This window comes from Escherichia sp. E13S3 (genome assembly GCF_004212325.1).
Taxonomy (GTDB): domain Bacteria; phylum Pseudomonadota; class Gammaproteobacteria; order Enterobacterales; family Enterobacteriaceae; genus Escherichia.
Map to the genome: position 1 here is coordinate 249,993 of NZ_RHJR01000018.1, position 20,643 is coordinate 270,635.

At 49.2% G+C, this 20,643-nt stretch carries 18 protein-coding genes and 1 pseudogene; 8 read left to right on the top strand and 11 right to left on the bottom strand.

Going from position 1 to position 20,643, the window contains the following annotated elements:
• Positions 1 to 7: 7 nt before the first annotated feature.
• Together D9597_RS18820 and mdaB are read right to left on the bottom strand one after the other, a co-directional pair.
• Positions 8 to 322: a putative quinol monooxygenase gene (locus D9597_RS18820; protein ID WP_000633737.1), complete on the bottom strand. Its 315-nt coding sequence runs from the start codon at positions 320 to 322 to the stop codon at positions 8 to 10.
• Between the two features lie 30 nt (positions 323 to 352).
• Positions 353 to 934 (bottom strand): NADPH:quinone oxidoreductase MdaB, encoded by a 582-nt coding sequence (gene mdaB, locus D9597_RS18825; RefSeq protein ID WP_000065441.1) that lies wholly within the window; start codon positions 932 to 934, stop codon positions 353 to 355.
• Between the two features lie 357 nt (positions 935 to 1,291).
• Here mdaB and D9597_RS18830 point away from each other — a divergent pair, with 357 nt between their 5' ends.
• Complete coding sequence (locus D9597_RS18830; protein ID WP_130223933.1) at positions 1,292 to 1,624, top strand: DUF2645 family protein; 333 nt, start codon at positions 1,292 to 1,294, stop codon at positions 1,622 to 1,624.
• Between the two features lie 45 nt (positions 1,625 to 1,669).
• Here the strand turns inward: D9597_RS18830 and qseC are convergent, their stop codons facing one another.
• Together qseC and qseB are read right to left on the bottom strand one after the other, a co-directional pair.
• A complete protein-coding gene (qseC, locus tag D9597_RS18835; RefSeq protein ID WP_130223935.1) occupies positions 1,670 to 3,019 on the bottom strand; it encodes a quorum sensing histidine kinase QseC in 1,350 nt (449 codons plus the stop codon).
• A complete protein-coding gene (qseB, locus tag D9597_RS18840) occupies positions 3,016 to 3,675 on the bottom strand; it encodes a quorum sensing response regulator transcription factor QseB (RefSeq protein ID WP_130223937.1) in 660 nt (219 codons plus the stop codon). The genes qseC and qseB overlap by 4 nt, the downstream gene beginning before the upstream one ends.
• Before the next feature lie 151 nt (positions 3,676 to 3,826).
• On the opposite strand from qseB, the gene ygiW reads away from it, so the two are divergent.
• The 6 genes and pseudogenes from ygiW to ftsP all read left to right on the top strand — a co-directional run bounded on the left by ygiW (position 3,827) and on the right by ftsP (position 10,601).
• On the top strand, positions 3,827 to 4,219 hold the full coding sequence (gene ygiW, locus D9597_RS18845; RefSeq protein WP_096251400.1) for an OB fold stress tolerance protein YgiW: 393 nt from the start codon (positions 3,827 to 3,829) through the stop codon (positions 4,217 to 4,219).
• Between the two features lie 52 nt (positions 4,220 to 4,271).
• Entirely contained in the window at positions 4,272 to 4,754 is a 483-nt protein-coding gene (locus tag D9597_RS18850) for a GyrI-like domain-containing protein (RefSeq protein ID WP_130223940.1), read from the top strand.
• Between the two features lie 27 nt (positions 4,755 to 4,781).
• Positions 4,782 to 5,756: pseudogene (locus D9597_RS18855) on the top strand (ABC transporter substrate-binding protein); the annotation flags it as partial.
• Between the two features lie 137 nt (positions 5,757 to 5,893).
• On the top strand, positions 5,894 to 8,143 hold the full coding sequence (gene parC, locus D9597_RS18860) for a DNA topoisomerase IV subunit A (RefSeq protein ID WP_130223942.1): 2,250 nt from the start codon (positions 5,894 to 5,896) through the stop codon (positions 8,141 to 8,143).
• Positions 8,144 to 8,377: 234 nt separating this feature from the next.
• Positions 8,378 to 9,115 (top strand): 1-acylglycerol-3-phosphate O-acyltransferase, encoded by a 738-nt coding sequence (plsC, locus tag D9597_RS18865; protein ID WP_130223945.1) that lies wholly within the window; start codon positions 8,378 to 8,380, stop codon positions 9,113 to 9,115.
• A gap of 73 nt (positions 9,116 to 9,188) precedes the next feature.
• Positions 9,189 to 10,601, top strand: a complete 1,413-nt coding sequence (gene ftsP, locus D9597_RS18870; RefSeq protein ID WP_130223947.1) for a cell division protein FtsP — start codon at positions 9,189 to 9,191, stop codon at positions 10,599 to 10,601.
• Between the two features lie 88 nt (positions 10,602 to 10,689).
• Here ftsP and D9597_RS18875 read toward each other — a convergent pair whose 3' ends face one another.
• From D9597_RS18875 to D9597_RS18905, 7 genes are all read right to left on the bottom strand, one after another.
• A complete protein-coding gene (locus tag D9597_RS18875) occupies positions 10,690 to 11,994 on the bottom strand; it encodes a TRAP transporter large permease subunit (protein WP_130223949.1) in 1,305 nt (434 codons plus the stop codon).
• A gap of 10 nt (positions 11,995 to 12,004) precedes the next feature.
• Positions 12,005 to 12,487, bottom strand: coding sequence for a TRAP transporter small permease (locus D9597_RS18880; RefSeq protein ID WP_130223951.1), 483 nt, complete (start codon positions 12,485 to 12,487; stop codon positions 12,005 to 12,007).
• A gap of 41 nt (positions 12,488 to 12,528) precedes the next feature.
• Positions 12,529 to 13,512, bottom strand: coding sequence for a TRAP transporter substrate-binding protein (locus D9597_RS18885; protein ID WP_130218168.1), 984 nt, complete (start codon positions 13,510 to 13,512; stop codon positions 12,529 to 12,531).
• Between the two features lie 72 nt (positions 13,513 to 13,584).
• Positions 13,585 to 14,595: an Ldh family oxidoreductase gene (locus D9597_RS18890; RefSeq protein WP_130223953.1), complete on the bottom strand. Its 1,011-nt coding sequence runs from the start codon at positions 14,593 to 14,595 to the stop codon at positions 13,585 to 13,587.
• A 10-nt stretch (positions 14,596 to 14,605) separates the two neighbouring features.
• Positions 14,606 to 15,622 (bottom strand): zinc-binding alcohol dehydrogenase family protein, encoded by a 1,017-nt coding sequence (locus D9597_RS18895; protein WP_130223955.1) that lies wholly within the window; start codon positions 15,620 to 15,622, stop codon positions 14,606 to 14,608.
• Positions 15,619 to 17,091, bottom strand: a complete 1,473-nt coding sequence (locus tag D9597_RS18900) for a mannitol dehydrogenase family protein (protein ID WP_130223957.1) — start codon at positions 17,089 to 17,091, stop codon at positions 15,619 to 15,621. Before D9597_RS18900 ends, D9597_RS18895 begins: the two co-directional genes overlap by 4 nt.
• A 324-nt stretch (positions 17,092 to 17,415) precedes the next feature.
• A complete protein-coding gene (locus D9597_RS18905; RefSeq protein WP_130218160.1) occupies positions 17,416 to 18,165 on the bottom strand; it encodes a FadR/GntR family transcriptional regulator in 750 nt (249 codons plus the stop codon).
• A 248-nt stretch (positions 18,166 to 18,413) separates the two neighbouring features.
• On the opposite strand from D9597_RS18905, the gene D9597_RS18910 reads away from it, so the two are divergent.
• Positions 18,414 to 20,633, top strand: coding sequence for a YgiQ family radical SAM protein (locus D9597_RS18910; RefSeq protein WP_000095187.1), 2,220 nt, complete (start codon positions 18,414 to 18,416; stop codon positions 20,631 to 20,633).
• Positions 20,634 to 20,643: the final 10 nt, after the last annotated feature.

Consider the following 20,643-nt stretch of genomic DNA (forward strand, 5'->3'; position numbering starts at 1 on the left):
AGGAAGGTTAAATCCCCGGTTGCAGGATGCGGATATTCATCTCCAGCACATCGCCTTTTACGGCCTCGCTGTACGCTTTCATGTGCGGGGTCTGCAAGTGCGCTTCAAGATGCGCGATGCTTTCCCACTGCTCAATCATCACGATAGAGTCCGGCGCCATAGACTGGAAACTCACGCCAGCAGCGCAATCCACCATCGGCGCATAGCCGTGGCAACCTTCTTCCTTCAGTACGGTTGGAACGATTTTAGCAAACTGATCCAATACCGCCTGACGGTGATGTTGACCAGGACGAGTACGGATTTCTGCAATTACTGTAATCATGGTTAACTCCTTCTAAAGCCAGAGCCCTAGTTAACCAAAAATCTCTACAAGATGCTTGCGATATTCTTCAGTATAGCGGGGAACATCAGGCATTTTTATCACATCATTAGCGATAAATGTCGGCAGCGGTTCCATACCCAGGAATTGGTTTGCTTTATGGAACGGCAGATACACGCCGTCAACGCCAACGCCGTGGAAGAATTGGTCTTTTTCGGTGAAGGCTTCCATTGGTGCGTTCCAGGTCAGGGAAAGCATATATTTTTTGCCCTGTACCAGGCCGCCAGAACCGTATTTTTTTGACGGATCTTTGCGGGTACGACCATCGCTGGCATACAGCGTGCCGTGACCTTCGGTGAACACATCATCGATATATTTCTTCACCGTCCACGGTGCGCCCATCCACCAACCTGGCATCTGCCAGATCACCACATCAGCCCAGAGAAAGTTTTGTACTTCGGCTTTGACATCGTAGTCGCTCTCGGCGCGAACGATGCGGACATCATGCCCGAGGTCGCGCAGCGTACCATCCGCGACTTCGGTCAGGGTGTCGTTCAGTTGACCATTGGAGTGGGCGAATTTTTTCGCGCCGTTGATAATCAGGATGTTGCTCATTTTTTATCCTCAGGGTGAGACGTTTGCCGACTATAGTACGTCACAGAGCGGTGCGGTGAAATTAGCAAAATGTGCAAAGTCTTTTGCGAATTTTGCAAAAATCTGTTCTTGCTCTGACTCACCGATGCAGGATAAATATTTTCTGAAAATGACAATACTGATAGCAATTTCTCATAATTCCCACTAGCACAGGATTAATTTACAATGTTGGTTCGGATTTTCTGCGAGTTGATAATTATGGTATTGGATAAGTAAAAATGAAAATATCAGCGTGTGGCGTAGATAATTCTAAATAGATTTACGGGAGGGCATCGGAAATCAGAGCGCAGACTGGACTTTTTTAGAGAGTACTAACTTATGTTAAAACAGAAAATTAAAACAATATTTGAAGCTCTGTTATATATAATGCTTGTTTATTGGTTAGCAGATACATTTTTTGCATTCAATAAATATGACTGGATGCTTGAATCGGGAGACAATATTTGCAATATACCTTCCGTATCAGGCGAAGAACGTATATTACAAGCAGTGATAGCCGCGTTTTTTCTTCTGACGCCACTTATTATTATCATCTTAAGAAAACTCTTTGTACGGGAAATGTTCGAGTTTTGGCTATATGTATTCTCGCTCGTTATTTGTCTGGTTTGTGGTTGGTGGCTTTTTTGGGGACAGCTTATATTTTGCTATTAAGAATATCTATGAGAGCTGTTTAAACGGCTCTCATAGACATATGCACTACCAGCTCACCTTCGCCTCAAATCCACCTTGTTTTGCATTCCCAAACACAACATTCATGCCATGCAATTTGGCGATCCGCTGGACAATCGATAGCCCAAGCCCGCTGCCGGTAGCGGTTTGTCCTGGTGGGCGGTAGAAACGTTCACCAATTCGCGCCAGTGCCTCTGGTGTCACACCGGGGCCGTTGTCTCTTACGGTGAAATTATCTGCATTCAGAGTGACGTCCACCACGCTGCCCTGTGGACTGTAACGTACTGCGTTATCCAGCAGATTTCGTACCAGTAGACTTAGCAATAGCGGTTGTCCGGTGCGTTTGATGCCGTGGGCATTGAGCGTCAGCCGCACGTCAATTTTTGCCTGCTGCGCTGTATGGTAAATATCCATCACCGACGATTGCAGGAGGTCTTCAAGCGGGATCTCCGCGACGTCCTGAAGGTTATCCAGTGAGTCGAGCCGCGACAGGGTGAGCAACTGATCAACCAGGCGTGTGGCGCGATCGATCCCCGAATGTAATTGCATCAGTGCTTTTTTCCGTGCCTGCGGATCATCGTCAGAAAGCTGTGCGACTTCGGTTTGTACTTTCAGTGCTGTTAACGGGCTGCGCAGTTCGTGAGCTGCATCAGAGGTAAAGCGGCGCTCACGGACCATCATCGCATGTGTGCGGGCGAACAGTTGATTCAACGACTCGACCAGTGGACTTACTTCGCTGGGTACGCCAGTAGTATTGAGTGGTTTTTCCGAGTCAGGGTCACGCATACGTAGCGCCAGCGCCAGTTTGTTCAGCGGTGCGAGTTCACGCCCCAGTAGTACCATCATGATGATTAACATAATGGGCAGGGCGATAAGCCACGGGATCAGTTGTCCGATGACAATCGCCAGCGCCATGTCTTCACGGTATTCCCATTCCTGACCTACAACGATGCGGTATTTACCATCAGACGACGTCATCCAGACAAAACGCCAGGGATCATCTTCATCTACCAGTTGACCGTTAGTAAATCCTTCACGTTTATAGCTGTAGGGAATGTCTTTTCCGTTATCGCCATCATTGAGCACCATTTTGCCGTCGTGGGTAAAGATGGCAAAGGTCAACGCGTCGTCATCCACATGACCATGTTTTAATTTATTTGGTGTCCGTGCCATACGATCCGCAGCGTTAATCTCGTTGAGATCGAGCGTACTTAACCGCTTGGCAAACAGCATCAGTTGGGTGTCGAACAACTCATCGACGTTATCCGTTGTTTGTTTCCAGGCGACAAAGCTGGAAAGCAGCCAGGTCACCGAGGCCAGAATCAAAAAGATCAGCGTCAGCCTGACTCGCAGACTAAGGCGTTGGGTAAATTTCATTTCTCACCTAATGTGTAGCCTATACCGTGAACGGTACGAATAAAGTCACTGCCAAGTTTGCGCCGCAGATGATGCACATGCACTTCAACGGCATTGCTGGTGACCTCTTCGTCCCAGGTATACAGTTTTTCTTCAATCAGTTTGCGTGGCAGTACCCGACCAGCGTTACGCATCAGTAATTCCAACAGGGCAAATTCTTTTGGTTTCAGCGTTAAGGGTTCGCCAGCCAGCGTGGCGATACGTTTGCCGGGGTCGAGCATGACGTTACCGTGGCGCAGCTCGTTGCTGGCCTGGCCGTTGGTTCGGCGCATCAGAGCTTCCAGCCTGGCGGCCACTTCTATCAATGCAAAAGGTTTGCACAGATAATCGTCGGCTCCCAGGCGCAAACCTTCCACGCGTTCGGCCAGAGCATCGCGAGCAGTGAGAATCAGTACCGGTTCACGCTGACCTTTACTCCGCCACTCGCGTAAAATATCGCGACCATCCATTCCCGGTAAGGTGAGATCAAGGATCACCGCGTCATAAGGTGCGCTATAAAGCGCCTCTTTTCCCTGACGACCTTCCGTAAACCAGTCGACGCTAAAACCCATCTTACTCAGACCTGTTTTGATGCCATCGCCAATCAGCATGTCATCTTCTATCAGTAAAATTCGCATCTTTTCATCCCTGCGATAACTGTATTTGTTGCAAGTAAACCGTGTTGTAACGTGCTCTGTACAGCCCTAAATTTTCTTTTTTTTCCTTAAGAAGTTGTTAAGGACTATCTTGTTTAATACTCGGAAACAGACATTAAAGGGAGTAACAAACATGAAAAAATTCGCAGCAGCAATTGCAGTAATGGCCCTGTGCAGCGCACCGGTAATGGCAGCAGAGCAGGGGGGTTTTTCTGGCCCATCGGCAACACAAAGTCAGACCGGAGGATTCCAGGGGCCGAACGGCAGCGTAACTAACGTAGAAAACGCGAAATCTCTGCGTGACGACACCTGGGTAACTCTGCGTGGCAATATCGTTGAGCGCATCTCTGACGATCTGTATCTGTTCAAAGATGCCAGCGGCACCATCAATGTAGATATCGACCACAAACGCTGGAACGGTGTGACGGTAACGCCGAAAGATACGGTTGAGATTCAGGGCGAAGTGGATAAAGACTGGAACTCTGTTGAAATTGACGTTAAACAGATTCGTAAAGTGAATCCGTAATTGTTACCGCTCCCGGGACGCGTTCCCGGGAATAATTTCGCAGGGAGGCAAAATGACAAACCTGACACTGGATGTAAACATTATCGATTTCCCATCAATCCCTGTGGCGATGTTGCCACATCGCTGTAGCCCTGAGTTGCTCAACTACAGCGTGGCAAAATTTATCATGTGGCGCAAAGAGACGGGGCTTTCTCCTGTTAACCAAAGCCAGACTTTTGGCGTCGCCTGGGACGATCCTGCCACCACCGCGCCTGAAGCATTTCGCTTTGATATCTGCGGCAGCGTTAACGAACCGATTCCGGAGAATCGTTATGGCGTGAGTAATGGTGAACTTACTTCGGGACGTTATGCCGTAGCCCGCCATGTTGGCGACCTGGATAACATATCTCATACCATCTGGGCCATCATTCGCCGCTGGCTTCCTGAAAGTGGTGAGAAAATGCGTAAAGCACCGCTCCTGTTTCACTACACCAATCTTGCCGAAGGGATGACAGAGCAGCGACTGGAAACGGATGTTTATGTGCCGTTGGTGTGATGGGGAATCTTGTGAGCCAAATGTGTCTTTGTGCTTGATAAATGGGTGGTTAACGAAAAGATTACTGCTCGCAAAAATTCTAAGTACCGCGATGCAGAGCATACCGTTTTGCAGCAGGTCGAGTATCTGGCGCTGGATAATTCGGTCACTGGCTATAACCGTTATCGCGCGGGAGAGGTTGATCTGACCTGGGTTCCGGCGCAGCAAATTCCTGTTATCGAAAAATCGTTGCCAGGCGAGTTGCAGATTATCCCGCGTCTGAACAGCGAATATTACAACTTCAATATGCAGAAAACGCCGTTTGACGACGTGCGTGTGCGGCGGGCGTTATATTTGACGGTCGACAGACAGTTAATCGCGCAAAAGGTACTTGGGCTGCGAACCCCTGCAACTACGTTGACGCCGCCAGAAGTTGAAGGCTTTAACGCGCCGACGTTCGATGAACTGCAACAGCCAATGAGTGAGCGCGTGGCGACGGCAAAAGCATTGCTGAAACAGGCGGGATACGACGCCTCTCACCCGCTACGCTTTGAACTGTTCTACAACAAATACGATCTGCATGAGAAAACGGCGATAGCCTTGTCTTCCGAATGGAAAAAATGGCTTGGCGCACAGGTGACGCTGCGCACGATGGAGTGGAAAACGTATCTTGATGCCCGGCGTAGCGGTGATTTCATGTTGTCGCGGCAGTCGTGGGATGCGACGTATAATGATGCTTCCACCTTCCTGAACACGCTTAAAAGCGATAGTGAAGAGAACGTCGGTCACTGGAAAAACACGCAGTATGACGCGTTATTGAATCAGGCGGCGCAAACCACCGATGCGGGGAAACGTAATGCGCTGTATCAACAGGCCGAGGCCATTATCAACCAGCAGGCTCCGCTCATTCCCATCTACTATCAACCGCTGATCAAACTGCTTAAACCCTACGTTGGCGGTTTCCCGCTGCATAATCCTCAGGATTATGTCTACAGCAAAGAGTTGTATATCAAGGCACATTGATGCCTTTATCGCCGCCGGAGCACGTCCGGCGGCGCTAATGACGCTGATCTCCTGTGACTCGACGCGGCAGATAATGTAGTATCTCCAGCAATATTGCCCCTTTGAAGGCTGGCGAATAAGTTGAGGAATCAGAATTAATGAGCGATATGGCAGAGCGCCTTGCGCTGCATGAGTTTACGGAGAACGCCTACTTAAACTACTCCATGTACGTGATCATGGACCGTGCGTTGCCGTTTATTGGTGATGGTCTGAAACCCGTTCAACGCCGCATTGTGTATGCGATGTCAGAACTGGGCCTGAATGCGACCGCCAAATTTAAAAAGTCGGCTCGTACTGTCGGTGACGTACTGGGTAAATACCATCCGCATGGCGACAGCGCCTGCTATGAAGCGATGGTGCTGATGGCGCAGCCATTCTCTTACCGTTATCCGCTGGTGGACGGGCAGGGGAACTGGGGGGCGCCGGACGATCCGAAATCGTTCGCAGCAATGCGTTACACCGAATCCCGCCTGTCGAAATATTCCGAGCTTTTATTAAGTGAACTGGGGCAAGGAACGGCGGATTGGGTGCCAAACTTCGATGGCACGTTGCAAGAGCCGAAAATGCTCCCCGCCCGCTTGCCGAATATTTTACTTAACGGCACCACCGGCATTGCCGTCGGCATGGCGACGGATATTCCGCCGCACAACCTGCGTGAAGTCGCGCAGGCGGCAATCGCCTTAATTGAGCAGCCCAATACCACGCTCGACCAGTTACTGGATATCGTGCAGGGGCCGGACTACCCGACCGAAGCGGAAATCATTACCTCGCGTGCCGAGATCCGCAAAATCTACGAGAACGGTCGCGGTTCTGTGCGTATGCGCGCGGTGTGGAAGAAAGAAGATGGCGCGGTGGTTATCAGCGCACTACCGCATCAGGTTTCTGGCGCGCGCGTGCTGGAGCAGATTGCTGCGCAAATGCGCAACAAGAAGCTGCCGATGGTTGACGATCTGCGCGATGAATCTGACCACGAGAACCCGACCCGTCTGGTGATCGTGCCGCGTTCCAACCGCGTGGATATGGAGCAGGTGATGAATCACCTCTTCGCCACCACCGATCTGGAAAAGAGCTATCGTATTAACCTTAATATGATCGGTCTGGATGGGCGTCCGGCGGTGAAAAACCTGCGGGAAATCCTCTCCGAATGGCTGGTGTTCCGTCGTGATACCGTACGCCGCCGTCTGAACTATCGTCTGGAGAAAGTCCTCAAGCGCCTGCATATCCTCGAAGGTTTGCTGGTGGCATTTCTCAACATCGACGAAGTGATTGAGATCATTCGTAATGAAGATGAACCGAAACCGGCGCTGATGTCGCGCTTCGGCATTACGGAAACTCAGGCGGAAGCGATTCTCGAACTGAAACTGCGTCACCTCGCCAAACTGGAAGAGATGAAGATTCGCGGTGAGCAGAACGAGCTGGAAAAAGAGCGCGATCAGTTGCAGGGCATTCTGGCTTCCGAGCGCAAAATGAATAACCTGCTGAAGAAAGAGCTACAGGCCGACGCACAAGCGTATGGCGACGATCGCCGTTCGCCGCTGCAGGAACGCGAAGAAGCAAAAGCGATGAGCGAGCACGACATGTTGCCGTCTGAGCCAGTTACCATTGTGTTGTCGCAGATGGGCTGGGTGCGTAGCGCCAAAGGTCATGATATCGACGCCCCTGGTCTGAACTACAAAGCAGGTGATAGTTTCAAGGCTGCGGTGAAAGGCAAGAGTAACCAGCCTGTGGTGTTTGTAGACTCTACCGGACGCAGCTACGCCATCGACCCCATTACGCTGCCTTCAGCGCGTGGTCAGGGCGAACCGCTCACCGGTAAACTGACGTTGCCGCCAGGCGCTACCGTTGATCACATGCTAATGGAAAGCGACGATCAGAAACTGTTGATGGCTTCCGATGCAGGTTACGGATTCGTCTGTACCTTTAACGATCTGGTGGCGCGTAACCGTGCAGGTAAGGCACTGATTACTCTGCCAGAAAACGCGCATGTTATGCCGCCTGTGGTGATTCAGGATCCTTCCGATATGTTGCTGGCGATTACTCTGGCTGGACGTATGCTGATGTTCCCGGTCAGTGAGCTCCCGCAACTGTCGAAGGGTAAAGGCAATAAGATCATTAACATCCCGTCGGCAGAAGCCGCTCGTGGCGAGGATGGTCTTGCGCATCTATATGTCCTGCCCCCACAAAGTACGCTGACGATTCATGTCGGGAAACGCAAAATTAAACTGCGCCCGGAAGAGTTGCTGAAAGTGACCGGTGAGCGTGGCCGTCGCGGCACCTTGATGCGTGGTTTACAGCGTATCGACCGCGTCGAGATTGACGCTCCGCGACGCGCTGACAGCGAAGAGTAAAATGCAGGAGAGGGCCGTACCTTCTCCTGTCAAAAAGGTGAACCGGATGAAACGTTGAAGTCGTCATCCGGTGCCGCATTTAGTCTGTATAAACAATAAAAATTCCCTTGAAACCGTTGTTTATTCATGCGTTGCGATTAACAATACGTTTTTCCAGAGAGCGGCTTTTAACAATGCCCTAACCTGATTTCAGGTGACGTACAATGCCAGTCTCTCAGATCTTCAGAGGGTGTTATGCTATATATCTTTCGTCTTATTATTACCGTTATTTACAGCATCTTAGTCTGTGTATTCGGCTCCATTTACTGCCTTTTCAGCCCGCGTAATCCGAAGCATGTGGCTACCTTCGGGCATATGTTTGGTCGTCTTGCGCCGCTGTACGGCCTGAAGGTCGAATGTCGCAAACCTGCTGATGCCGAAAGCTACGGTAATGCTATCTATATTGCTAACCATCAGAACAACTATGACATGGTGACGGCATCAAACATCGTGCAGCCGCCGACAGTCACTGTAGGTAAAAAGAGTTTGCTGTGGATCCCCTTCTTTGGGCAGTTGTACTGGTTAACCGGTAACTTATTGATCGACAGAAACAATCGTACTAAGGCACACGGCACTATTGCGGAAGTGGTGAATCACTTCAAAAAACGCCGTATTTCCATCTGGATGTTCCCGGAAGGTACCCGCAGCCGTGGTCGCGGCCTGCTACCGTTCAAGACCGGGGCATTTCACGCGGCAATTGCAGCAGGTGTGCCGATTATTCCCGTGTGCGTCTCTACAACTTCGAATAAGATTAATCTTAACCGGCTACACAACGGTCTGGTGATTGTCGAAATGCTGCCGCCAATTGATGTCAGTCAATATGGTAAAGATCAGGTTCGCGAGCTGGCGGCCCATTGTCGTTCGATAATGGAACAAAAAATCGCCGAGCTCGATAAAGAAGTCGCAGAACGCGAAGCCGCCGGAAAAGTTTAAGTCGGCAATCTGTATTTTTGCGGGAACACTTTCCTGCACGGTATTACTTTAGCCAGTTTTACATGGAGCAAATATGTCACTCAGTCGGCGTCAGTTCATTCAGGCATCGGGGATTGCACTTTGTGCAGGCGCTGTTCCCCTGAAGGCCAGCGCAGCCGGGCAACAGCAACCGCTACCCGTTCCGCCGCTGCTTGAATCTCGCCGTGGGCAACCGCTGTTTATGACTGTACAACGTGCGCACTGGTCATTTACGCCAGGGACACGTGCGTCGGTCTGGGGAATCAATGGCCGTTACCTGGGGCCGACTATCCGCGTCTGGAAGGGCGACGATGTTAAGCTTATTTACAGCAACCGCCTGACAGAAAATGTCTCAATGACGGTGGCCGGGCTACAGGTGCCAGGCCCACTGATGGGCGGTCCGGCACGGATGATGTCGCCTAATGCTGACTGGGCGCCCGTACTCCCCATTCGCCAGAACGCCGCGACCTTGTGGTATCACGCCAATACCCCCAACCGCACGGCTCAGCAGGTCTATAACGGCCTTGCCGGGATGTGGCTGGTGGAAGATGAAGTCAGCAAGTCGCTGCCTATTCCCAACCATTATGGTGTGGATGATTTTCCGGTCATTATTCAGGATAAACGGCTGGATAACTTTGGTACGCCAGAATACAACGAACCGGGAAGCGGCGGCTTTGTTGGTGATACGCTGCTGGTTAACGGTGTACAAAGCCCGTACGTTGAAGTCTCGCGTGGCTGGGTGCGCTTGCGACTGCTGAACGCGTCGAACTCTCGTCGCTATCAACTACAGATGAGTGACGGACGCCCATTGCATGTAATTTCAGGCGATCAGGGATTCCTGCCTGCTCCTGTATCGGTGAAGCAACTTTCGCTGGCACCGGGCGAGCGCCGCGAGATTCTGGTGGATATGAGCAACGGTGATGAAGTGTCTATCACCTGTGGCGAAGCGGCGAGTATTGTTGATCGTATTCGTGGCTTCTTTGAGCCATCCAGCATTCTGGTTTCTACGCTGGTGCTAACGCTGCGCCCAACTGGGCTACTGCCGCTGGTCACTGACAGCCTGCCGATGCGCCTGTTGCCGACTGAAATTATGGCCGGTTCACCGATTCGTAGTCGTGATATTAGCCTGGGTGACGATCCTGGTATCAATGGGAAGTTGTGGGACGTCAACCGTATTGATGTCACCGCGCAGCAAGGAACGTGGGAGCGCTGGACGGTACGCGCGGACGAACCGCAAGCGTTCCATATTGAAGGCGTGATGTTCCTGATCCGTAACGTTAACGGCGCAATGCCGTTCCCGGAAGACAGAGGCTGGAAAGATACCGTTTGGGTCGACGGACAAGTGGAGCTGCTTGTCTATTTCGGTCAGCCTTCCTGGGCGCACTTCCCGTTCTACTTTAATAGCCAGACGCTGGAAATGGCCGATCGCGGCTCGATAGGGCAGCTGTTGGTCAATCCGATACCGTAATGGACCAATTAAATCTCCTGGCGATATGCAGTCACGGTGAGGAAAGACGTAAACAGACGGGCCTGAATCATTCAGGCCCGTCTGTTTGTCAGGTTGAAAATAATCCTGGCAGCATCAGACTAAGCTGCGGGAAATAACAAATAATTGCCATTACTACAAACAATGCCAGAAACATCGGCAGTAATGGTTTTATTGCCCTGTCGATACTGACCTTACCAATGCTGCACCCCACAAACAGAATGGTGCCGACAGGTGGTGTGCAAAGGCCAATGGTTAAGTTGAAAACCATAATTATGCCGAAGTGAATGGGATCAATCCCCAGATGTTGGGCGATCGGCAGGAAAATAGGTGTAAATATCAGGATCGCCGGCGTGATATCCATAAAGGTACCGACGATCAACAGAATAATATTAATAATAAATAGAATGACCCATTTGTTATCCGAAACACTGGTAATCAGTTCGTTGATCAACTCAGGAACATCAGCATTCGTCATGGCCCATGACATCCCCATAGAGCAGCCTACCAGCAACAGAACAATTGAACTGGTTACTACGGAGTCTAACAGGATATCATTAAGTTTCTTGATGGTGATTTCCCGGTAAATCATTGCCAGGGCTAAACTATAAATTACCGCAATTGCCGATGCTTCCGTGGGCGTAAAAACCCCTGCGATAATGCCGCCAATAATGATAAAAATAAGCATCAGGCTGGGAATTGATTCACGAAATATCTGCAAAAACTGACGAAAATTGATGCGTTCGGCTACCGGATAATGGTTACGTCGCGCATAAAGTGCAGCCACAAACATTAAAGCAATAGCGGTGAGAATGCCTGGCAAGTATCCGGCTAAGAACAACGCAGCAACAGAAGTCCCTCCGCTGGCGAGTGAATAGACAATCAACACATTGCTCGGTGGGATCATCAGGCCAATAGGTGCAGAGGCAATATTAACCGCCGCAGAGAACGCCGGATCATAGCCCTCTTTTTCCTGCAGTGGTGACATAATGCCACCTACCGCGGCAGCTGATGCCACAGCTGAACCTGAAATCGCACCAAACAGTGTATTCGCGAGAATATTACAATGAGCCAGTGAGCCAGGAAGACGCCCAACTAATGCTTGCGCCAGGTTAACCAGTCGTCGGGCGATGCCTCCGGTATTCATAATGTTTCCGGCTAACACGAAGAAGGGAATGGCTAATAACGTAAAGCCATCCAGTCCTACTGTCATTTTTTGCGAAATCACAGAAATGGCGGCATCGGGTGGTAAGGCAGTAATAATAGATAACAGTGAAGAAAGGCCAATAGCAAAAGTAATTGGCACACCTATTGCCAGCATGACGGCAAAACTACCAAATAAAATTAAGATGGGGTAGATATATTCAAAGTCCATACATCCCTCGTTAATGAGAATTCCATTTTCTATAGTTATCGATAATATTCATCACTGAATACCAGACCAGAATAAAACCACTGACAGGCATAACCCAATAGACTTTGTCCATCGGCCATTTTAATACAGGGGAAATTTGTCCAACATGTTGGGCCTTTTCAACAACAATATTTCCGCCATAGATCATGAAAATAACTGCAAAGACGGTAATGATAATTTGGATAAAACTGTCAAGTGTCAGAACAGATGCCGTAGGAAGTTTCTGCGCCAATAAGTCAATAGCCAGATGTTTTTTTAAACCGGCTGTATATACACCGCCTAATAAAATCATCCACATAAATAAAATTTGGGTAAATTCATCAAGCACGGTGCTGGGAGCATTAAAAATAAAACGAGCAATAACTTGCCAGGTTACGCAGAACACCATAATGGCAAGAATGATGCTGCAACATCCGGAAAGGATCTTGTTAAGAATATGAGTGAGTGTTCGCATAAGTCTTCCATGAAAGGGCAGGAATTATCTGCCCATTAAGGTTACATACTTTCTACTTGCTCAAGGTTTTTAGCCGATTGTGCATCTTTTGCCTTGAATTCATCGTATAGCGGTTTTACGCGTTCTTTGAAAGCGGATTTATCAACATCAACCACTGTTGCGTTCATCTCTTTCATTTTGTCGTAGGCTTCTTTTTCAGCGGCAGGCCAGATGACATCTTTCATTTGCATCATTGATTCATCGGCTGCCTTTAATAATGCCGTACGCTCTTTGTCGCCAAGTTTATTCAACACATTGGTGCTGATAATTAACACATCAGGCACCATGGTGTGTTCATCACGTGAATAGACTTTTGCCACCTCGGCGTGACGCATATCAGAATAGACAACGGTATTGTTTTCCCCGCCATCAACCACGCCTTGCTGAAGGGCGGTATAGAGTTCACCCTGGGCCATAGGTGTGGCGACACCGCCAAGTGCTTTCATCATTGCAATGGCGCTGGGGCTTTGCTGAACCCTGATTTTCATTCCTGCTAAATCTTCAGGTTTAGTAATTGGTTTATTGGCGTAAAAACTTCTCGCTCCGCCGTCATAATATGTGATACCGACGAAGCCTTTGCTTTCTGATGATTTGAGTATTTTTTTACCTAAATCACTTTGCAGAACGCGATAATAATGATCACGGTCACGGAATAAGAAAGGCAGGCTGAAAAGACTGTAATCCGGGGCGAAAGATTCCAGTGACGCAGCATTCACTTTCACCATCTGTAATGCGCCTGAGTTCATTAACTCCAGTGATTCGCGCTCGTTACCCAATGTCGCATTTGGGTAAATACGAATAACTAATTCACCGTTTGAATATTCTTTTGTTTTATCAGCTAAATAGCTTAATGCCTTATGGACAGCATGGCTTTTATCCTGATTATGACTGAGTTTTAATGTTGTTTTTGCTAGTGTTGTATTAGAAATTAATAAACAACTGGTCAACAGCATAAGCGATGCCGTCAGAGGACGAAGTGCTTTCATATCCTGCTCCTGGTTAATATAACAGAAACGATAAATACAGCGCTTTTCTATCGTTATAATAAAAAGTGGTTATTAATTCGTTGTCAGATAATGGAAAATCCCTGCCGGAACTGGAATGCCTTCCTGCTGACATTTTTCTTTATAGTGCATTTGTGGATCGTTCGGTGCTAATACTTTTTCAACGCCGGGAACTGGTTTAACGGCATGCAGCTCCGTGACCATTTGCGCCATGGTTTTTGCAAAAACAGGATTGCCGAGCTTTTTCGGATCGATGGCAATAACCAAACTTGCCAGCTTACGCATCTTGTCATAATCACCATACATACGAACAATATGGTTGCCAAAATTCGCATTCATCAGCACGCCAGTCAGTGCATCTATAGCCAGCGCAATTCCTGAACCTTTGTGTTGGCCGAAAGGTAGCAGGTTTTCAATCTTGTGCGGATCAGTGGTGCCATAACCGTCTTTATCTATCGCCAGCCCTTCACCAATATGTTTTCCGGTTTCTTTTGCATGAAGTATTTTGCCGAAAGCCGTGGCACTGGTCGCCATATCAACAATCATCGGATGGCTGTTTTCCACCGGGAAACCAAAGGCGATGGGGTTCGTTCCTAAAAAGCGCTCGGCACCGCCATGAGGAGCCACACAGGTATCGGTTTGCGTCATTACGATAGCAATCAATCCTTGGTTGGTGACCATCTCTGCAAAATAAGACAACGCGCCACAGTGAGAGGCGTTTTTAACGCTAACAAACCCAAGACCTTCTTCCTGTGCCAGTTTGATGGCGTGCTCTGTGGCGCTAATTAATGCTGAATGCCCCATCCCGTCATCAGAGTCGAGAATGGCCACTGACGGTGATATTTGCTCAATACTAAATTGCGCGGTTTTATTTAACCCTCCGGCAGCAAGGCGAGTGCAATAATGTTCGACACGCATAACACCGTGAGAATGCACACCGGTAATATCGGCATGTACTAAAACATCCGTAACTTGTTGTGCGGTGTTAGTATTCAGCCCGGCAGTATATAATTTGTGGTGCACCAGTGATTTTAAATTTGTTTCACCGACATAAACAGTTGTCATCTTTGTTCCCTTAAAAAGTGATCACACCCTTGACCATATTTTTATTTTCTACAACGTTACGCTGGTAATCTTCGCCAACACTAAAGAAATCAAACTCCTGATTTTTCATTAAGTTTTCGTGAATTTTATTGCTGCGCATCAGTTCAATTACCAATGCGAAATCTTCCCGTGTGGCATTACGACTGCTGAGTAACGTTGTCTCTTTTTTGTGGAAGGTTGGATCGTCAATAACGAGTTCACCGATATACAAACCGATGAAAACAATTTTGCCGCCATGACGAATAAGATTGACATCCTGACTCATCGAGGCTTTATTTCCCGTAGCATCAAGTACGACGCAAGCCAGTTCGCCGCCAAACACTTCACTAAGCGCGGTAATAAAATCTTCCTGTGTGGGATCGAAGGCATTAATAGCAAGATTATCCACAACGTGCTGGCGACGTTGACAGTCAATATCAGCAACAACAACCTGTGCCCCTTTAGCCCTGGCGATGGCTGCGGTAGCCAGACCGATTGGCCCAGCGCCAATCACCAGTACGTTTTGTTCAGCCTTGATCTCTGCCCGACGAACGGCATGTGCACCAATGGCGAAACATTCAACCAATGCTCCGGCACTGTCGCTGACCTCGTCAGGGAGAGGCACAAGGTTGTCTTCACGTACCGCAAGGTACTCACTAAAACCCCCATCCTGATGCACGCCATACAGCGAAACACGTTCGCAGCAGTTCGTTTTCTCTTCCCGACAGGCGGCGCACTCGCCACACGGAATGCATGGGATGACGGAATAGCGCTGGCCTGATTGTGCTGTTTGGCACTGACTGCCTCGCGAAACCGCTTCGGCGCATATTTCATGACCTAATACACGTGGGTAGCTAAAAAAAGGCTGTCTCCCGGCAAATGCGTGAATATCAGTACCACAAATACCCACAGCTTTGATTTTTAATAGCACTTCATTATCTGCTGGTGTGGGAATATCCTTTTCCACATATTCCATAACGCCAGGCTGCTGACAAATTAATGTTTTCATTTTTGCTTATCCGATAATAACTGGCTGATGGTGGCCTTGATGCCTTTGTTTTTTATATTCGCAAAAGCGATTTTTATTTCATTTATAAATGGTTGATGATTGTTTAATTCACCAAATATGGCGCTAAGGTGCAGTAATGCGAGCGCCTGTTGCCATGCGTCTTGTTGTTCCTTAATTAGCGCATGAAATTGTTCACTCATTGGATCAGCGACAGACTGGCTTTTCTCAACAGCTTCAATGACATAATGCAACCAACCAGCAACGAGCAGTGACAGAACAGCATTGTTTTGTTTTTGCTGATGCAATTTCAGCCAGGGAGTCAGCGCACGCTGGGGAAGCTTTTGCGAACCGTCCATAGCGATTTGCCCGGTACGGTGTGCAACATTACGGTTGCTAAAGCGTTCAATTAACAGGTCGGCGTATTCCTGGGCATCGATATTTAAGTCTGGATTAAGTGTTCGGGCTTGTTCATTAATCATCAACTGGCGGGTAATGGAACGAAAATCAGCGTCTTCCATGCATTGCCAGATAAACTCATAGCCTGCCAGTGAGCCGTTATAAGCCAGAAATGAATGGCTACCATTTAACATGCGTAACTTCATCTCTTCATAAGGCTGAACATTGCTGACAAACATCGCGCCTGCTTTATCCCATTTCGGTCGCCCGTGAACAAAATTATCTTCGATCACCCACTGACGAAATGATTCGCAGACGATCCCGCAGGGATCGGCATAACCGGTTTTAGTTTCCAGTAAGGTGAATTGCGATTCGGTCATTGCCGGAACAATGCGATCTACCATCGTGCCTGGAAATGAGACATTTTCTTCGATCCACTGAGCCAGGGGCAGGTCCAGTTGTCGGGCAAAACCGAGAACGGCATTTCGCGTCAGATGCCCATTGTCTGGCAAGTTGTCGCAGGAGAGCACGCTAAACGCGGCAAGTCCTGCCGCTTTACGTTGTTGCAAAGCACAGACGATCAAGCCAATAGCCGACTGAGGCGCATCCGGGTTTTGTAGATCGTGTTTGATTAATCCATTGGTGAGATCAAGTGATCGCGTTTGCGAATCGAGGCAATAGCCTTTCTCGGTGATGGTTAATGAAACGATTTTTACCTGGGGTTCAGTCAATTTCTGGATTGCTGCGGCAATGCCATCCACGGGGGTATGAATACCGCCAGTTACCGAACGCACAAGGCGTGAGGTAGATTGCGATGCAGACGTTTCCACAACCGAAAACAGCCCATTTTGCGCATTTAAGTTTTCGATCAGTTGAGCATCACCAAACAGGTTGATCTCAAAGATCCCCCAGCGGGTGTCCGAGAGCTGATTAGTGAGATCCGTGTAGACAGCCTGGTGTCCGCGATGAAACGCGCCAAAACCAATATGGACAATATCTGCCTGTAACCTGTCCCGAGGCCAGATGGTTACCTGATCATAGTTGGCGACAGCGATGCTTTCGTTCCCTGACATTATGCTCTTACTCCTGGTAGTTGGTGTGTGTAGACCAATTTACATAATTCACTAGACCAAAAACAGAGAGATGCATCACGCTTGCAGAGAAAGGTAAAAGTACGGAACAGAACAACGAGGTGTTATTTATATCTATATCAATGAATTATAAGAATAAATTGAAAGGAAAGTTTTTTAGGTGTCAGTTTTTGGGATAATTGCCGCTAATCTAAGATATCTGATGATAATCGATTTATTAGACCAATTGAAAAGAGAGCGTGTACCAGTGGAGGGCGGAACACAGAGCCAGCGTTATTTTTCACGTCAGCTCTGGACTAATGAAGGTTAACGAGCGAAGAAAAAGTCATCAAAGTCGCTGATGGAAGCGTCTTGTTTGAAGATTTTGATCAGTTCATTTTTGCTGTTTTCCAGATGGTTCCAGGACGCTTCTCTGGCAAGCTCTGAATCTTTCTGTTGCAGCGCAAGGAAAATAGCCTGGTGATCTTCCAGCCATTGCAGACGCAAATGCTTTTCGTGAAGGTATTTGTAGTTCAGCTTCTTCCAGCGGGGGTTTTCTGTGCGCACTGCCCGCCATAATTCGGCCGCTTGTTTGATCAGCACCCGATTTTGCGTTGCTTCGGCAATAAGGCTATGAAAACGGTGATCCAACTCTTCAAATTTATCACTTTCCGCTGCGATAGCCTTTTCCTGCAAGCTAATGATTTTCTTTAATTCTTGTAATTCGTTAAAGCTGATCTGGCTGGCTGCAAAACCAGTAATATTGCTCTCAATTACCTGACGTGCCTGCAACAGTTCAAACGGGCCAATTTCTGAATAAGGCATTAATGATTTCTGATTGAGCTTATCGGTGGAATCAACAAAGAAGATCCCTGACCCTTGCTTCACATTCAGCACGCCTTTGAGTTCCAGCATAATGATAGCTTCACGAATGGTAGTTCGGCTGGTATTAAACCGCTCGCTCAGTTCACGTTCTGAAGGTAGGCGCTCTCCGGCTTTAAATACGCCTGAATACAGCAGCTCTTCAATCTGTAGACCAATATCGTAATAGCGGCGCTTTGTAATAACCTGTTCCATACCTTGCCTTACTGTGGGTGTCCTCGGTTAGCTGATCGTCGTGCAACATGACCTGAACGTTGCTGATCGGCATAAATAGTAGCGGCAGTTGCCACGCTACCGCTAGCCTTAAATGTGTTTGCCTCGATCGGCAGTGAAAACTTCACCAGGTATTTTGTCACCGTTTATCAACATCACTTCATTTCCGCGCGCGATACAGCGTATAATCCCCGGCCTTTGATTATTTTTTTACCATTTCTGGAAGCAAAATGAGCTCTATCTCCCTGATCCAACCGGATCGCGACCTGTTCTCCTGGCCGCAGTACTGGGCCGCCTGTTTTGGACCGGCACCGTTTTTGCCGATGTCTCGTGAAGAGATGGATCAACTTGGCTGGGATAGCTGCGACATCATTTTGGTTACTGGCGACGCGTATGTCGATCACCCAAGCTTCGGGATGGCGATCTGCGGTCGTATGCTGGAAGCGCAGGGCTTTCGCGTCGGGATCATCGCTCAGCCGGACTGGAGCAGCAAAGACGATTTCATGCGTCTGGGTAAACCGAATCTGTTTTTCGGCGTTACTGCTGGCAACATGGACTCGATGATCAACCGCTATACCGCCGATCGCCGTTTACGTCATGACGATGCCTACACACCGGATAACGTCGCGGGTAAGCGCCCGGATCGCGCCACACTGGTTTATACCCAGCGTTGTAAAGAGGCGTGGAAAGATGTGCCGGTGATCCTAGGCGGTATTGAGGCTAGTCTGCGCCGTACCGCGCATTATGATTACTGGTCCGATACCGTGCGCCGTTCGGTGCTGGTGGATTCGAAAGCCGACATGCTGATGTTCGGTAACGGTGAGCGTCCGCTGGTGGAAGTGGCGCATCGTCTGGCGATGGGCGAGCCGATTAGTGAAATCCGCGATGTGCGTAATACCGCGATTATCGTGAAAGAGGCGTTGCCAGGCTGGAGCGGCGTGGATTCCACCCGTCTCGATACCCCGGGGAAAATCGACCCGATCCCGCATCCGTATGGTGAAGACCTGCCGTGCGCGGATAACAAACCAGTGGCGCCGAAAAAACAAGAAGCCAAAGCCGTTACCGTGCAGCCGCCGCGCCCGAAACCGTGGGAAAAAACCTACGTGTTGCTGCCTTCATTCGAGAAAGTGAAGGGCGACAAAGTGCTGTACGCTCATGCTTCGCGTATTCTGCACCACGAAACTAACCCAGGCTGCGCCCGCGCGTTGATGCAAAAACATGGCGACCGCTATGTGTGGATCAACCCGCCTGCTATACCTCTTTCTACCGAAGAGATGGACAGCGTCTTTGCGCTGCCGTACAAGCGCGTGCCGCATCCGGCCTATGGTAATGCCCGTATTCCGGCTTACGAAATGATCCGTTTCTCGGTCAATATTATGCGTGGCTGCTTTGGCGGCTGCTCTTTCTGCTCTATTACCGAGCACGAAGGGCGCATTATTCAGAGCCGTTCGGAAGATTCGATCATTAATGAGATTGAAGCGATCCGCGACACCGTTCCTGGCTTTACTGGCGTGATTTCCGATCTCGGTGGGCCAACTGCCAACATGTATATGCTGCGCTGCAAATCGCCGCGCGCCGAGCAAACTTGTCGCCGTTTGTCGTGCGTTTACCCGGATATTTGTCCGCATATGGACACTAACCACGAACCGACCATCAATCTCTATCGCCGTGCTCGCGATCTCAAAGGTATCAAGAAGATCCTGATCGCTTCCGGCGTGCGTTACGACATTGCCGTGGAAGACCCGCGCTATATCAAAGAGCTGGCGACCCATCACGTCGGCGGTTATCTGAAGATTGCCCCGGAACATACTGAAGAAGGGCCGTTATCGAAGATGATGAAGCCGGGCATGGGCAGTTATGACCGCTTTAAAGAGCTGTTCGACACCTATTCCAAACAGGCAGGTAAAGAGCAGTATCTGATCCCCTATTTCATCTCTGCACACCCCGGTACGCGTGATGAAGATATGGTGAACCTGGCGCTGTGGCTGAAAAAGCATCGTTTCCGTCTCGACCAGGTACAGAACTTCTACCCATCGCCGCTGGCTAACTCGACCACCATGTATTACACCGGCAAAAACCCGCTGGCGAAGATTGGTTATAAGAGTGAAGACGTCTTCGTACCGAAGGGCGACAAACAGCGTCGTTTGCATAAAGCGTTGTTGCGTTACCACGATCCGGCAAACTGGCCGTTAATCCGTCAGGCGCTGGAAGCGATGGGTAAAAAGCATCTGATTGGCAGCCGTCGCGATTGCTTAGTGCCTGCGCCAACCATTGAAGAGATGCGTGAAGCTCGTCGCCAGAACCGCAATACCCGTCCGGCGTTGACCAAACATACGCCGATGGCGACCCAGCGTCAGACGCCTGCTACGGCAAAAAAAGCGTCGTCTACGCAATCTCGTCCGGTGAATGCTGGCGCGAAGAAACGCCCTAAAGCAGCGGTCGGACGTTAAAAAAAATCCC